The sequence below is a fragment of the Pseudomonas sp. LP_7_YM genome (assembly GCF_004364435.1).
GTDB lineage: Bacteria > Pseudomonadota > Gammaproteobacteria > Pseudomonadales > Pseudomonadaceae > Aquipseudomonas.
Window position 1 is genome coordinate 340,194 of record NZ_SOCT01000001.1, and the last position, 15,080, is coordinate 355,273.

General features: G+C 58.3%; 14 protein-coding genes and 2 tRNA genes. 7 read left to right on the plus strand and 9 right to left on the minus strand.

The window, feature by feature from the left end; translation table 11 throughout:
- Positions 1 to 20 precede the first annotated feature (20 nt).
- Positions 21 to 1,178, plus strand: coding sequence for an MFS transporter (locus EC915_RS01620; protein ID WP_133748782.1), 1,158 nt, complete (start codon positions 21 to 23; stop codon positions 1,176 to 1,178).
- Here EC915_RS01620 and nhaR read toward each other — a convergent pair.
- Positions 1,175 to 2,071 (minus strand): transcriptional activator NhaR, encoded by an 897-nt coding sequence (gene nhaR, locus EC915_RS01625; RefSeq protein ID WP_133748783.1) that lies wholly within the window; start codon positions 2,069 to 2,071, stop codon positions 1,175 to 1,177. The genes EC915_RS01620 and nhaR overlap by 4 nt on opposite strands.
- A 129-nt stretch (positions 2,072 to 2,200) precedes the next feature.
- On the opposite strand from nhaR, the gene EC915_RS01630 reads away from it, so the two are divergent.
- A complete protein-coding gene (locus EC915_RS01630) occupies positions 2,201 to 2,965 on the plus strand; it encodes a TerC family protein (RefSeq protein ID WP_133748784.1) in 765 nt (254 codons plus the stop codon).
- 91 nt (positions 2,966 to 3,056) lie between these two features.
- Here EC915_RS01630 and EC915_RS24740 read toward each other — a convergent pair whose 3' ends face one another.
- Positions 3,057 to 3,233, minus strand: coding sequence for a hypothetical protein (locus EC915_RS24740; RefSeq protein ID WP_166650895.1), 177 nt, complete (start codon positions 3,231 to 3,233; stop codon positions 3,057 to 3,059).
- Between the two features lie 219 nt (positions 3,234 to 3,452).
- Here EC915_RS24740 and EC915_RS01635 point away from each other — a divergent pair, with 219 nt between their 5' ends.
- Entirely contained in the window at positions 3,453 to 4,148 is a 696-nt protein-coding gene (locus EC915_RS01635) for a cysteine peptidase family C39 domain-containing protein (protein WP_133748785.1), read from the plus strand.
- Between the two features lie 59 nt (positions 4,149 to 4,207).
- Here the strand turns inward: EC915_RS01635 and EC915_RS01640 are convergent, their stop codons facing one another.
- Positions 4,208 to 5,491, minus strand: a complete 1,284-nt coding sequence (locus EC915_RS01640) for an FAD-binding oxidoreductase (RefSeq protein ID WP_133748786.1) — start codon at positions 5,489 to 5,491, stop codon at positions 4,208 to 4,210.
- 203 nt (positions 5,492 to 5,694) lie between these two features.
- Between EC915_RS01640 and EC915_RS01645 the strand changes: the two genes are divergently transcribed.
- Positions 5,695 to 5,771 (plus strand) — tRNA-Val (locus EC915_RS01645).
- 96 nt (positions 5,772 to 5,867) lie between these two features.
- Here EC915_RS01645 and EC915_RS01650 read toward each other — a convergent pair.
- Positions 5,868 to 6,095, minus strand: a complete 228-nt coding sequence (locus EC915_RS01650) for a hypothetical protein (protein WP_133748787.1) — start codon at positions 6,093 to 6,095, stop codon at positions 5,868 to 5,870.
- A gap of 159 nt (positions 6,096 to 6,254) precedes the next feature.
- The gene (locus EC915_RS01655) at positions 6,255 to 6,440 is read right to left on the minus strand and encodes a hypothetical protein (RefSeq protein WP_133748788.1); all 186 of its coding nucleotides are present in this window, start codon (positions 6,438 to 6,440) and stop codon (positions 6,255 to 6,257) included.
- Positions 6,441 to 6,805: 365 nt separating this feature from the next.
- On the opposite strand from EC915_RS01655, the gene EC915_RS01660 reads away from it, so the two are divergent.
- The 3 genes from EC915_RS01660 to EC915_RS01670 all read left to right on the plus strand — a co-directional run bounded on the left by EC915_RS01660 (position 6,806) and on the right by EC915_RS01670 (position 8,144).
- Positions 6,806 to 6,882: transfer RNA gene (locus tag EC915_RS01660), tRNA-Val, on the plus strand.
- Between the two features lie 240 nt (positions 6,883 to 7,122).
- Positions 7,123 to 7,686, plus strand: a complete 564-nt coding sequence (locus EC915_RS01665; RefSeq protein ID WP_133748789.1) for a DUF4174 domain-containing protein — start codon at positions 7,123 to 7,125, stop codon at positions 7,684 to 7,686.
- Between the two features lie 113 nt (positions 7,687 to 7,799).
- The gene (locus EC915_RS01670; protein WP_133748790.1) at positions 7,800 to 8,144 is read left to right on the plus strand and encodes a 2-oxoacid ferredoxin oxidoreductase; all 345 of its coding nucleotides are present in this window, start codon (positions 7,800 to 7,802) and stop codon (positions 8,142 to 8,144) included.
- A gap of 96 nt (positions 8,145 to 8,240) precedes the next feature.
- Here EC915_RS01670 and EC915_RS01675 read toward each other — a convergent pair whose 3' ends face one another.
- The 4 genes from EC915_RS01675 to EC915_RS01690 all read right to left on the minus strand — a co-directional run bounded on the left by EC915_RS01675 (position 8,241) and on the right by EC915_RS01690 (position 15,078).
- Positions 8,241 to 8,873 (minus strand): DUF5666 domain-containing protein, encoded by a 633-nt coding sequence (locus tag EC915_RS01675; RefSeq protein WP_372237835.1) that lies wholly within the window; start codon positions 8,871 to 8,873, stop codon positions 8,241 to 8,243.
- A gap of 149 nt (positions 8,874 to 9,022) precedes the next feature.
- The gene (dacB, locus tag EC915_RS01680; RefSeq protein ID WP_133748791.1) at positions 9,023 to 10,492 is read right to left on the minus strand and encodes a D-alanyl-D-alanine carboxypeptidase/D-alanyl-D-alanine-endopeptidase; all 1,470 of its coding nucleotides are present in this window, start codon (positions 10,490 to 10,492) and stop codon (positions 9,023 to 9,025) included.
- Positions 10,493 to 10,919: 427 nt separating this feature from the next.
- A complete protein-coding gene (locus EC915_RS01685; RefSeq protein ID WP_133748792.1) occupies positions 10,920 to 11,264 on the minus strand; it encodes a YggL family protein in 345 nt (114 codons plus the stop codon).
- A 190-nt stretch (positions 11,265 to 11,454) separates the two neighbouring features.
- Positions 11,455 to 15,078: a transporter substrate-binding domain-containing protein gene (locus tag EC915_RS01690; protein WP_133748793.1), complete on the minus strand. Its 3,624-nt coding sequence runs from the start codon at positions 15,076 to 15,078 to the stop codon at positions 11,455 to 11,457.
- Positions 15,079 to 15,080 lie beyond the last annotated feature (2 nt).

Here is a 15,080-nt window from a genome sequence, read left to right on the forward strand (position 1 = left end):
TTCGTCGTTTTGGAGATTTCATGTTCTTCCCTATTTACCTGTTGTCGGCTGCCGGTTTCACGGTACTGACCACAGAGTTCGTGATTGTCGGGCTGTTGCCTGCCATCGCTCGTGATCTGACGATCAGCGTCTCGCAAGCCGGTCTGCTGGTGACCCTGTTCGCCTTCACGGTCGCTTGCTTTGGTCCGTTTCTGACTGCGTACTTTTCACGATTCGAACGCAAGCGTCTGTTCATCTCGGTACTGATCATGTTCGGCGTGGCCAACGCGATTGCGGCCATGGCACCGAATATCTGGGTCATGGCCTTCGCCCGACTGATTCCGGCGCTGGGCCTCCCTGTGTTCTGGGCGCTGGCCAGTGAGACCGCAGTGGACATCGTCGGACCGAACCACGCCGGTCGGGCGATTGCCAAGATTGGCTTCGGCATCGTCTGTGCCTCGGTGTTCGGGATTCCGGTGGGCACGCTGATTTCCGACGGATACGGCTGGCGCAGTGCGTTCGTGATTCTCTCGGTGGTGGCATTTGCCAAGGCGTTGCTGCTGTTCATCTACCTGCCCAAGAGCATGCACAAGGACCAGGCCTCCTTCAGCAGCCAGTTCCGCTTGCTGCGCAGCCCGGTGATGCAGGGTCATGTACTGCTGTCGGTGCTGGTGTTCAGCGGCATGTTCACGGCCTACACCTATCTGGCGGACATGCTCGAGCGCCTGGCCGGGTTCAATGGCACGGTAGTGGGCTGGTGCCTGATGGGCTTCGGTGCCGTAGGGCTGCTGGGCAACTCGTTGGGCGGACGCCTGGTGGATCGTCACCCGCTGATCGCCAGCCTGACGTTCTGCACCTTCATGATCGGCGGGCTGCTGATGGTGGTGCCCAGCATGCAGTCCTGGCCAGCGCTGGCCCTTGCGTTGGCGGTATGGGGGGTGGCGCAGGCGGCGTTGTTTCTGGTCAGCCATGTGCGGCTGATGAAAACCGCGCCCCAGGCTCCGGCATTTGCCGCTTCACTCAACATTGCGGGCGGCAACCTTGGGATTGGCATTGGCGCGATCGTCGGTGGTCGCGTGATCGACCATCTGGGGCTGAGCAATCTGGGCTTCGCCGCTGCGGCAATCATCCTGCTGTCGGTGTTGCTCGCCTTGCTGCTGATCACCGTCGAGCGCAGCCCTGCGAGCTGCAATGCCTAATCGGTGAACAGCTGGCGTCGCGCGCCTTCAGTGATGGCGACGATGCCGGGATGTTTGACCTTGCGCTCGACCGAGATCGCATAAAACGATTCGGTCACCGCATCGGTCTGGCCGATCAGCTCGACGTCATACTGCTCAACGACCTCATCGGCGATCACACTCGGGGCGATAAAGACTCCGCTGCCTGACTTGCCAAACGCTTTCATCAAGGCGCTGTCATCGAACTCGCCAACGATCTTCGGCTGCACGTTCTGCTCGGCGAACCAGCGCATCAGGCGGCTGCGCACGACAGTCTGCTGGCCGGGTATCAGCAATGGCGCACCTTGCATGCCATGGGGGAAGTTCTGGCCGAACGTCGCGGCCAGCGCCGCAGTGGCGAAAAAACTGACGCCACATTCGCCCAGCTTCTGGCTGTAGCCCTTGATGTCCAGGTGCGGCGGCATAGGGCTGTCGGAAATCACCAGGTCCAGGCGCTGAATGGCAAGGTCAGCCAACAAGCGTTCCAGCTGGCCTTCGCGGCAGGTAATCCGGATCGGTTCGCTCAATGCCATGGTCGGCGCGATGAGGCGATAAACGATGGATTTGGGCACTACATCCGCCACCCCGACCCGAAACAGGATTTGCTGTTCATCCGGTTGCGCGCGCAGCAGCGCTTCCAGGTCGCCCCCCAGTTGAAACATCTGTTCGGCGTAGGGCAGGGCGATACGGCCCGTTTCGGTCAGCTCCAGCTGCCGCCCGACACGCTTGAACAGCTCTACGCCATAGGTCTGCTCCAGCAGACTGAGCTGACCACTGATGGTCTGAGGGGTAAGGTTCAATTGCTCGCAGGCGCGCACGATGCTGCCGGTCTTGGCCACTACCCAAAAATAATGCAGCTGACGGTAATTGAGCATGGCGTTGACCTTGATAGGGATACTTCGTTAAAAGCGAAGTATAGACCTGATAAATACGAATTTTCCTGATGTGTTTGCATCCCTAGAATGCCGCCTTATCTCCTGGAACGACTGATTGGATACCGCCACATGGAATATCTTTTAGAACTGGCTGCAAGTCCCACCGCGTGGATTGCCCTGGCTACCCTGGTGGTCATGGAAATCGTGCTGGGTATTGATAACCTGATCTTCATTTCGATCCTGACCAATAAACTGCCGGTGCATCAACGCACCAAGGCACGTCGCACCGGTATCAGCATGGCCCTGGTCCTGCGCCTCGGCCTGCTCAGCACCGTGGCCTGGATTGTCCAACTGACCGAGCCTGTGATTGACGTCTTCGGTCAGGGCTTTTCCTGGAAGGACATGATCCTCATCGCAGGCGGCCTGTTCCTGGTGTGGAAGGCCACCACCGAGATCCATCACAGCATGGCCGTCAAGACCGAACAGGAAGCGGCGCTTTCCAATACGGTCGTGCTGGGCATGGCCGCTGCGATCGGTCAGATCCTGATGCTGGACCTGGTGTTCTCGATTGACAGCATCGTCACTGCAGTAGGCATGACAGAGCATCTGCCGATCATGGTCATCGCTGTGATCGCAGCCGTCATCGTGATGCTGGTAGCGTCTGAACCGCTGGCGAAATTCATCAATGACAATCCCACGGTGGTCATGCTGGCCTTGGGTTTCCTGATCATGATTGGCATGACCCTGATCGCCGAAGGCTTCGGAACCCAGGTACCGAAAGGTTATGTCTACACTGCGATGGCCTTTTCGGCGTTGATTGAAGTGCTGAACATGCTGGCGCGTCGGGCCAGACAGCGAAAGCTCGAAGCCACTGCACTGGAGCAAAAACGTTGACGGGAGCGCTCACATGAAAACGGTCGGGGATGGGGGCTCCATCACCGACCGTTTTGCTGTTTACCTATCGCTCGTGTTTGAAAAGTTTGCATCAATGCGCAGTGGCATGACGGTGTAGGCGCTCGGCACGCGGTGCAGGATTGGCTGCGTCGGTGCTGCGATAGTGCGGATGATGACGACGCGAAATTCGCATCACTCCCCACAACATGGCGGCGGCAACTGCCAGCCAGGCAGCGATCAACATTACAAGGGTCATTCCGAGGCTCATGTCTTCCTCCGGCTCTCTGCTTTTCGTTCTCTTAGTAACCGACAGTCTAGTACGCCGGTGGTTGCCGAAAATTTGACCGATGGTAGAAATCCAGTGACCGATTTCATCTATTCAGTGCCCTGGACTGTGCGTTGAAGCTATACCGCGCTTGTTTACCGCTCTATGATCGGCGTCCAGCCCGGGCGGCAGATTGCTCGGCAACCGACAAGTGAGTGAAGAATGTCTGGACCGGAAGTCTCTGCAAGGAAAAGGGCGTGGTTGGCCTTGGCTATGGCGGTGGCGCTGGCCGGGTGCGCAGACCCGCATGCTTATAAGCCTGGTTACCCCGCCGAATACAAGCGCCTGCCGGATCGGGTGGAGATCAACTCGGTACCTTTCTTCCGTGGTAAGGCTTACCAGAGCGGGCCTTACGCGCTGGCCAGCATGTTGACCGTTCATGGCGTTCAGACCACGCCCGGGCTGCTGGAAAAGCCGCTGAAACTGCCGGATGCTGAACACAGGCTGGATCAGAGCATGGCTGAGGTGGCCCGAGAATACGGCTTTGTGGTGTACCCGGTCGACCACCAGTTTTCTGACTTGTTGGCGCAGGTTGCCGCCGGTTATCCGGTACTGGTGCGCTTCAATGAAGGCTCGCTGTGGTGGAAAGAGCAGCGGTATGGCGTGCTTGTAGGCTTCAATCAGAACAAGCGCAGCGTGCTGATCTACACCGGACTTGGTCGATTGACCGTGAGCTTCGAAGAGTTCACCTCGGATTGGGAAAGCGCGGGCAATTGGGCAATTCTGGTACAGGGTCCGCGGCAGCTTCCCTCGCCGATCGACCGTGAGCGCTGGCTCAAAGCGGCCAGCGAGCTTGCTCAGGCGGGGCAGGAGCAAGCGGCAGGCGAGGCGGTTAAGGCGCTCAATGCCGCGCATTGATGCCATTGCTACGAGCGGCTGCGATCGAGGCAATACATCGGCAGCGCCCGCAGGTTGGATCAAAACCCGAATTTATCCCGCAAGCTGTAATACCACGCACCCATCGCTGTCAGCGGGGTGCGTAACAGTTGCCCTCCAGGAAACGGGTAATGCGCAAGTCCGGCGAACGCATCGAAGCGCTCTGCCTGTCCCCGCAGCGCTTGTGCCAGTACCTTGCCCGCAAGGTGGGTATAGGTCACGCCATGGCCGCTGCAACCCTGGGAGTAGTAGATGTTGTCGCCCAGGCGGCCAACTTGTGGCAGCCGTGAAAGCGTCAGCAAGAAATTGCCAGTCCAGGCGTAATCGATCTTTACGTCTTTGAGTTGCGGGAAAGCCTTGAGTATCTTCGGGCGGATGATCGTTTCAATGTTCGCCGGATCGCGGGCGCCGTACACCACGCCGCCGCCGAAGATCAGGCGTTTTTCGGCAGAGAGGCGGTAGTAATCCAGCAGGTAGTTGCAGTCCTCAACGCAGTAATCCTGCGGCAGCAAAGTATTGGCAAGCGCTTGGCCAAGCGGTTGCGTGGCAACGACCTGTGTGCCGCATGGCATCGATTTGGCCGCCAGTTCCGGCACCAGGTTGCCCAGATAAGCGTTGCCCGCCACGATGATGAACTTCGCCCGGACCTTGCCTTGCGCCGTATGCACTGCCGGGTTGGCGCCGCGCTCGATCTTGATGGCAGCAGATTGCTCGTGGATGACGCCTCCCAGCGATTCCACGGCCGCCGCTTCACCCAACGCAAGATTCAGTGGGTGAATATGCCCGCCACTCATGTCCAGCACGCCGCCAATGTACTGATCGCACGCCACTACCTCACGCATGCGGCGCTGATCCAGCAGTTCCAGTTGAGGGTGGCCATAACGCTCCCAGAGGTTTTTCTGTGCCTCCAGATGGGCCATCTGCTTGGGCGTCAACGCAGCAAAAACACCGCCATCCTTCAGGTCGCACTGAATCTGATACTTGCTTACGCGCTCGCGGATGATACGCGCGCCCTCGAATGCCATCTCGCCCATCAACCGCGCCTGTTCAGGGCCAACGGTGCGCTCTATGACGTCGATGTCGCGGCTGTAGCTATTGACGATCTGGCCGCCATTACGTCCGGATGCACCAAAACCGACTTTAGCGGCCTCCAGAACCGTGACCCTGAAGCCGCTTTCCAACAGAAACAGGGCGCTCGACAAGCCGGTGTATCCAGCGCCGATGATGCATACATCGGTTTCGATCTCGGTTTGCAGCGCAGGACGTAGCGGAGCGCAATTGGCAGAGGCAGCATAATAAGACTGTGGGTAGAGAGTGTTGGTCATTCAGCTTGCCCTGTTTAATATCTTGTACGAGTGAGCCGATCGTACCCGAGGTAAAAAGCCGTCACCAGTCGCAATCAGGGATGAAGTGTCTTAAATATGTGCCACTTGGCAATGCCCTTGGTGAAAAGGCCCATATATTCAGTTGGTTATAAAATACTGCCGTTGACAGGCCGTTGAATATAAGTAGAATGCCGACCCACGGCAGGCACGTAGCTCAGTTGGTTAGAGCACCACCTTGACATGGTGGGGGTCGTTGGTTCGAGTCCAATCGTGCCTACCAAACAAATCCGCTCTGCTGGGCGGTAACAAAAAGGGCGACCCGGGAGGGCCGCCCTTTTTGCATCCGGTGCCTCTGGCCAGTGGAGGCCGCTTCGGGCTACTCAGGCTTTGCTCGACTGATCCGGCCAGCCTTGATCTCGTCGGCATAAGCGCGCAACCGGTCAGCATCCTTGTACTGCTGATTCATCAGATGCAGCACTGCCACCACGTCGACGTCCTTGATGCGCTCAGCCAGGCGGCTGATTTCGCCAGCGGTGCGTTCCAGATTTCCGGCAATTGTATTGAGCTCACGTTTGAGCTCCAATGCTGATTTTTTTATTCCCACGTCCAGGTTCCTCGATACCGACAAGGCAGGAGTGTCACCCTCCTGCCTTAATGAGCCATGCTGCGTAACAGCAGCGCGATGATACGACAGCCCTGAGGATTTCGCGGTCATAAAAAAAGCGCTCGTTGAGCGCCTTATGTATTGGCGGGCTAGTTTGAATCAGCCCCCGGCACCGCCCGAGCTAGATGTACTGCCTGAGGAGCCAGTGGAGCCGCTGCCAGTCGAACCGCTGCCGGTGGATGTGCCGCCGGGCAAGTCGGTGTCATTGCTTGCACCTGTGCCGTTGCTCATCGCGCCGGTGTTCATTCCGTGGCGAATGCCGGTAGCCGGATCACCTTTGTCCATTTCTGTGCCTTGTCTTTGAACATCGCTGTTTCGCAGTCTTGGGTCTTGGCCTTCCTGGGACGGGGGGATAGCAGGAGATGCCGCGCCGGCGAACGCTGCAACCGAACTACACGCCAAGGCACATCCCAACGCCAGGGCTGCAAGTGATTTGTTCATCTGGTGATCTCCATGTCTGGGTTCTAGTACTGAATTTGGCTGCCTGCTTCCTGACATAGTGCCATTACGCCGACCAGCGGTAGATCCTTCAAAATACAACTGCGCAGGTTGCGCCGTCTGCCTGCGCAAAAAATTCGCGTATTCATAGGGTTAGTGCGAAAAAAGACGTTGACACGCAATTCAATATAAGTAGAATGCCGACCCACAGCAGGCACGTAGCTCAGTTGGTTAGAGCACCACCTTGACATGGTGGGGGTCGTTGGTTCGAGTCCAATCGCGCCTACCAAACAAATCCGCTCTGCTGGGCGGTAACAGAAAGGGCGAGTCGAAAGACTCGCCCTTTTTATTGCCTGCAATTTCTTCGCTCCCCAAGCAGAAGCGTCAGGCCAAATATCAGGGGCAACCCTCCGCCGTTCTGCGGTTCCGGAGCACCACACTCTGAAAAATGACAATTTTCCAGCCCATCGCCTGGACCTTTTGCCATGATGCGCGATCATGAGTGCATAAACACCGAAAGGAGGTGCGTATGTTTAGTCGGTCACTGACCCTTGCCGCTCTGTTGGCTGTTGCCAGTCCCTTGCTGGCAGCCGATGGAGACACCCCACTCACACAGGAGCGCGGCAAGTCGCGGCCGTTGATCGTCATCGCCTCCAGTTCCGTGGATCCGACGCTGGTGGCACTGAAAAAAAGCCTTGATGAGCCTGCGAACAAAGAGGCCTTCGCCAAGCGCGACATGGTGCTTTACACCATCGTAAACACCATAGGGCAGCGTAGTGGCAAGGATATCGATCCCCAATCGACCATGGCATTGATTCGAGAGTTGAAGCCAGGTATGCAAAAAGAAGGTCAGGCCAAGATCATTCTGATTGGCAAGGATGGCGAGACAAAGATGACCCATGACGGGCCAATCGATCTAAAGGACGTATTCAGCACCATTGACCAGATGCCGATGGCTGAGAAGGAAGCCGCCGCTGCGCCTGTCGCGCCTGCGACCGATTCCAGGTCCGCTGGACAGGGCGCCAAGCCCGGTAAATCAGGCAAAGCAGGCAAGAACCCATCGCCAGAGCCGCCCGCAGCGCTGGATGACTGACCGGACCTGACCTGCGCCGGGCGCTGCACCCCGGTTCGACACCCGGCTTGAACAGGGTAGGGCTTGGCTGGGTCTTGCTGTTAAGATCGCTCCTTTTTATCGAAAGGACTGTCATGAAACACTGGGTGGGAGCTGTAGCGCTGGCGACGCTGGCCGGTTGCATGAGTCTGGATCAGACGCGTTCGGCAGGGCCTGAGCATGTCTATACCAGTCAGAAGCCGGCTGCTGCGGTTGCCGAGTGCATCAAGGTGAGCTGGGCCAACATCCAGCTGTTCGGTGATGTCGCCGACGTATTCATGGCACAGGGCAAGCCTGGCGAATTCACCGTTTACACCACCGAAGGCGAATATTTCGCGGACGTGACAGGCAAGGGCGGCGCTACCGCCATCAGTTTTTACGCCAAGCCAGGTACTAAGGCAGTCGATCAGCGTGGGGCAATGGTTGCCACGTGTCTGTGAATCTCTGCGCTCGCATCTGAACAGGGCCAGGGGCGCTGGAGATGGACTGCCGTTCATCTCCGTCCTCACTATCACCAGGTCGTACGTATTTTCCGATTACATCGGCGGAGTGACTCCGTTTTCCCCTGCAGAGATCGACACAGCGCTCAGCGATCCGTCTGCGGCCGGCAGGGCCTGGAGGACTATCTTCACTCCGGGCTTGAGCAGGCTGCGATCACCCGGCACCAGATTGACGATAGGCACGTCATCCGGAATCAAGATCTGCTTCTGGCCGCCCTTGTAGTTCACCGTGATGGTGCGCCCGTTACTGGTGACCAGATCGCCTACCGATCCATTGGTCATGGTGCTGTCCCTGCCCAGGTCGAACGGACGATGACCATCTCCCGTACCCGCCAGCTCGGGGGGAAACACGTGAACCTCCAGCGCTTTGAGCGTGCCGTTGGCCTGCGGAACGGCGGCTGAACCTATGTAGCTGCCCGGCTTGATTTCCGACACCTGCGCCAGCGTCACGCCGCGTATCTGAGTGGCGTCGGTCAGGCTGACCTGCACATCCTCGTTGCGACTGCTGTGCACCTTGAGTACATCGCCCTCGATTGCAGTGATCGCGCCACGCACGCGGGTCGGCTTTGCGTCCTCAGCCTGCGCGGTTCCAGCCATTATCAGCGCCGAAGCCAGCAGACTGGAAGCCAGCAGCGTGCAACGCCATTGCTTGCCTGTGATGACTTTCATGAGGGGTGCATCCTGTGTGAGGGGCGAACCGCAAGCTTAGCGCCACCCGCACAGAAAGGTGATGACATCCCTGTCAGAAAGGCTTCCGGGATGCAGTATGCAAGATCCTGCGCGCATGTCGCTCTGACGACAGCGCGCGCCGGGATGACCTATGGCTGTTGCAGAGAGAGGGTCGTGCCGGCCAGTTTTGGTTGATTGAACATGCTGACCAGTACTTCATCGAGAATCGACGAAGCACCCCATGGGCGAGCATCGTTGAGGATGGCGACAACCACCCAGGTGTTGCCGTTGCTGTCCCGACTGAAGCCGGCAATGGCGCGCACCGTGTTCAAGGTGCCGGTCTTGATATGCGCTTCGCCGCGCAGCGGCGTTCGTTTCAGGCGCTTGCGCATGGTCCCGTCCATGCCCGCCAGCGGCAATGAGCTGATGAACTCGGCCTGGTACGGGCTGTGCCAGGCGGCCTGAAGCAGCTGCGCCATTTCCCGCGCACTCACGCGTTCGGCACGCGAGAGACCAGAGCCGTTTTCCATGACCAGATGCGGAGCGGTAATACCTTTTTTCGCCAGCCATTGACGGATCACCCGTTGCGCGGCTTTGGCATCGTCGCCGTCGGCTTCGTTGCGGAATTGCGAACCCAGACTCAGGAACAACTGCTGAGCCATCGTGTTGTTACTGAATTTGTTGATGTCGCGGATGATTTCCGCCAGATCGGGCGAATAGGATTTGGCCAGCAGCTTGGCGCTGCCGGGGACGACGTCCAGGCGGTCCTTGCCAAGAATGGTGCCACCCAGTTCCTGCCATATGGCGCGAACAGCGCCGGCGGTGTAAGTCGGATGGTCGAGCAGCGACAGATAGGTCTGCGAATTGCAGCCGTCACCCAACTGCCCGGATACCGTAACGGTGATACCGCCGTCGACATCGGGGACCGGGTTGTAAAGTACGTCGCCCGTGCACTTGTTCGATGACAAGGCTTTAACCTGGTTGTTGATGTGAATCGCAGCAATCGGCGGCTCTACGGAAACGAGGATTTTACCCCCGTCATTGCGGGTCACGAAGCGCAGGGCCTTGAGATTCACCATTAGCGAGTCGGGGCGCACCAGAAATGGTTTGTTCTTGTCATTGCCATCATCATCGAAAACAGGCAGTTGAGGCTGGACAAAGTGGCTGCGGTCCAGCACCAGATCGCCAGTGATTTGCTGGACGCCATTTGCACGCAGATCACGCATCAGCAACCAGAGTTTTTCCATGTTCAGCTTCGGATCGCCGCCACCCTTGAGGTAAAGGTTGCCCCGCAAGACACCGTTGCTCAGCGTACCGTCGGTGTAGAACTCGGTCTTCCACTGATGGGTTGGGCCGAGCATTTCCAGGGCTGCGTAGGTGGTCACCAGCTTCATGGTGGAGGCGGGATTGACCGAGACATCGGCGTTGTAGACGGTGGGCGTGCCAGGACCAGTCAACGGAAGCATGACCAGCGACAGAGCGCTGTTGTCCAGTTTGCCCGCCTTGAGCGCTTCCTGAACCTTGGGTGGCAACCCGGTATTGATCGGTGCGGCAGTGACAGAGAGAGAGAACGGCAAAAGCAGGGTGGCGAAAAACAGCGGACGCAACGACTTGATCATTCAATAAACCCTACTGCAGAAAGATGGAAACAAGAGGGGATGGCTTCCCTCGTGACCTGATAATGACAATGACCGGGACGAAAAATGTCTCAGCCGGCGGGCGGAAAAAAATAGCCCTGTGACGATTCGGCATTATGCCCCAAGCATTCGTGACTTGCGCCGGGGAGCAACCGTCAAATGGCGCTATTTTTTCAATTGGCAGCGGATTGTCACGTGAAGGTGTGGCTTTCTTTCTATGTCAGGGGCCAGCGGCATTGATTCAGCCACTTGAGGCTGCAGGTCAGCCGTTGCCAGTGTCGTAAACCGGGGAACACTTGAAGCGCCCGAGACCCGCACTCAACCGGGCACGCACAAAAAAGCCACCGCGAAGGGTGGCTATTTCGTTACGCCGTTGCAAACCGGGTTGTGCCGGTTTGCACGCCTGCAATCAGGCAGCCGGATTGATCTGCTTTTCCGGGTACCAGGCGTCCAGCAGCGAGCTGACTTCGACCTTGGTCAACTCGCCGCGACTTTTGAGCCATGCTTCAACGGTGGCACGCTGCACTTCGGTAACCGAGCCGCGATCCGCCAGGCAGACCAGACCGTAGTCATCGCCGCCCACGTAATCCAGGCCGTTACCGTCCATTGCATCGGTCAGAAACGCATCGAGGAAAGAGTCGATCGCCTCGTCATCCAGACCTTCCTTGAATTCCAGATTCAGCTCGAAGCCCAATTCCTGGAACTCGTCAACACAGAGCTTTTTGCGCAGACGACGGGAGCGGTTAGTGGCCATGAAGCGATCCTCTTAGGTAAATTCGGGGCGCAGTCTACCAGTTAACGGTCACTTGCGGGTCCGCCCCGTCAGAAATCCGGTACGTGGCGCGCCCGATGTCTGGCGGTGTCTCACCTGGCCGGTCTGCACAACCACAAGGAGAACGCAAGCCTGGAGCCATGTGGCTACATTCGATACGACGCTGCGGCTTTCAATGTCCAAGAAGCCCCTGTTCAAGAACGGCCATCGCTACCTTCAGGGCGTGCGCATGCCCGATCAACGCCGTCATCGACCCGTCCTCATCGCACGCGTTTTCCAGGCGTTCACACAGGTCGATGACCTCACTGGCACTGATAATCCTTGCCGCGCCTTTGATTTTGTGGGCGACTTCACGAAGTCCCCGCTTATCGCCCCGGGTACTGGCCTCAGTCAACTCCAGCGCATCCTCTCGACAGCTGCTGATCAGTTGGCTGATCAACTGCTCTATCATCTCCGGTCTATCGCCTGTCAATGCCACGATGCTGGCCATGTCGAAAGGCTGCTCATGTGTCGGCTTGCCCCGGTATCTTCGTCCCAATCCAACCCGCGACAGCTGCTCGTGCAGCGCCGTCAGGCTGATCGGTTTGAACAGGCAGTCGTCCATTCCCGCATCCCGGCAGCGCAGCAGTTCTTCAGGCTGGGCGTTGGCGGTAAAGCCCAGCACCGTGCATGGGTCTTGCCCATCCTCGCGCTCATGGGAGCGTATTGCCCGCGTCAGATCGTAGCCATTCATGACCGGCATATTGCAATCGACCATCACCAGATCGAAATGGTGTGCCAGCCATTGTTTGAGCCCCTGAGCACCTTGTTCCGCGACTTCGCAGCGATGGCCCAGAAATTCGAGTTGCTGACACAGCAACAGGCGGTTGGCGGGATGATCGTCCACCACGAGAATATCCAGGCTGGCCGCGCTTTGCCCGTTGCTGTCTCGCAGGGCCGGCAGATTCGCCAACGGGTCCAGTGAGGTCAGCCTGAAGAACATCTGCACCCGGGTACCCTCGCCAGGCACGCTGTCCAGACTCAGGGTTGCCCCCATCATTTCGCACAGGCTGCGGCAAATGAACAGACCCAGACCGGCACCGGTTCGCGCCAGCTGGCCGCTATTGTCAGCCTGGGCGAAAGGTGCAAACAGGCGTGCCTGATCGTCGGGCGTGATACCGATGCCGCTGTCCTGAATGCTGACCTGCAGGCCGATCTGCTGTTCGTTGATCGGCTCCTCGATCAGCAGGCTGATACGCACATGCCCTTGCTGAGTGAACTTGATGGCGTTGCTGATCAGGTTCGAAAGAATCTGCTTGAAACGCAGTGGGTCGATCAGTACCTCGATGTCGATTCGGCTGTCCTGGTCCATTTGCAGGCTCAGGCCCTTCTGACGGGCGAGTCCGTCGAACACCTTCACGACCGACTCCACCAACTGACGCAGGTTGGCCCGTTCCGGGCTGAGTGTCAGGCGACCTGATTCGATGCGGGCGATATCGAGAATATCCCCGATCAGCTCCAGCAGGTCCTTGGCCGAGCTGTACGCGACCTCAATGGCCGGGCGATCGAGGTGGCCCTGGTCCGCTCGCTTGAGGGCCAGTTCCAGCATGCCGATCACTGCGTTCATCGGCGTGCGTATTTCATGGCTCATGGTTGCCAGGAAGGTACTTTTGGCACGATTGGCGTCATCGGCCTGCTGCTTGGCAGCCTGCAGATCTTCAATCAATTGCCGCCGTTCGCTGATGTCGATCCAGCCTCCGATGATGCCCTGAACTTTGCCCAGCGAATCCCGGAAAGGAAGGATCCAGTGATAGATAGTCAGGGATTGTTCACCGATATGCAGAGAGCGGTCGAGGATCAGCGGCGCATCCTCAGTCATCACCTGCTGATAGTCAGCAAAGTATTGTTGGGCTTCCTGGACGTCGCTGAGCGTTCCGTCAAGGATGCTCTTGCCCAGTACCTCTTCGCGTTTGGCCGAGAACGCGGTGAGATAGCTCTCGTTGCACATCTGCAGCAATCCGTCCCGGTCGCGCACGTAGATCGGGTGAGGGGTACCGTTGACCAGTGCGCTCATGAATTCGAACTGATCGCTGAGGGCGCGCTCGGCGCGTTCCCGTTGTTTGATCTGGCGTCGCATCCAGGCATTCCAGGCAAGAGAGCCCAGCAACAGCAAGCTGGCGCCAATCACGATCTGGTACACCAGAAGTTGATAGTCCTTCCACGCCCCACGTCCAGGGGGTACGTAGCTGCGCCAGCGGTCATTGATGACCGCAAGCTCTTCGGGGGCGATGCTCGATAACGCCTTGTCGATGATTGCGCTCAGCTCGGTGGCATTGCGCGAAGTAGCCATCGCGATGCGGGCGGGTTCACGTCCCACTGTGACGCGCATTTGCAGAGCGTCGTTCAGTCCGCGGGAGGAGATGAAGTAACTGGCGCTGAACAGCGATGTAACGGCACCTTCCACCCGACCGTGGGCCAGCATGTCCAGAGCCTGCGCAGGGTTGTCGACCTCCACTGGATAGATACGCGGATTGACCTGCTGCAGGTATTCCAACACCGGGCTGCCCAGGGTGAGGGCCACGCGCTTGCCCTCAAGCTGATCGAGATTGGAAGGGCTGGACGTTTCCTTGCGCGTCACCAGCACGAATGCGTTGTCCACGTAGGGACGGCTGAAGCTGAAGCGGTTTTCGCGCTCGTCGCTTGGCACCATGGCGCCAATCAGGTCGGCCTGGCCCTGCGCCAGCCGGTTCATCATGTCGCGCATACTCGGGGCGTGACTGACTTCGAATCGCAGGCCGGTCCGCAGCTTGATCAGATCCAGCAAATCCGCGGTGACCCCGCGGAAGTTGTCTTGGGCATCGAAGAAAGTCAGTGGTGCATAAGCGTCGTTGATCACTACCCGCACTGTGGGATGTTGCGCGATCCAGCGTTCTTCGCGTTGGGTTAATTGCAGTTTCTGATCGGTCAGCAGTAGATCGGCACCTGCGCCCCAGCGTTTCGAAATGGCCATGCGCTCCTCAATCGGAATGCTCTTGAGGGTAAGGTTGATCACATCCAGCAATGCGGTGTTGTCAGCCTTTACGGCAAAGCTGAAACCGTTGGGTTCGTGCTCGCCGAAGTTGGCCATCTGTACGTTATTCAGGTAACCCTTGCTGATGACGTAATGGGTTGAAATGGCGTCGCCCAGAAACACATCCGCCTGATTGAAGGCAACGGCATTGATTGCACTCTGGAATGACGGAAAGGTCTGCAGGCGGGCCTTGGGATACAGGGCGCTGATTTCTTCAGGAGGGAGGTAGTGATAGACCATGCTCAGGCGCAGGCCGTTAAGGCCTTCATTCAGGGCGCGATTCTCACCCGTGCGGGTCACCAGTACCGGCTGGTCCACTGCATACGGCGTCGAAAGTCTGATGTCGGAGGTGACCGCCTCGTATCCGTTGGCACTGCCAAGCAGATCGATCTCGCCGCTGAGCAGCGCTTCGACCGCCTCGTCTCTTGTGGCATAGCGAAGTACCCGCACGGGCAGGTCCAGGGCTCTGGCCAGAATGCCTGCGTAGTCGGCTGTAAAGCCTTCATAGTCGTGACCTGTCAGGGTCATGTCAAAAGGTGGGTAGTCCGGGGCGGAGGTGCCGAGAATCAATTCGCGTTTGTCGCGTATCCATTGCCATTGGGCCCGGTCCAGCGTCACGTCCATGTGCGCCGGATTGGCACGGCTCAGCAGGGTGTAACGTTCGGCCGATGCCGACTCGGCCTGGGCACTGATGCTCAGACACGCAAATATGATTGCTATCCAATAGTCCTTTAACCCCGTCGGCATCC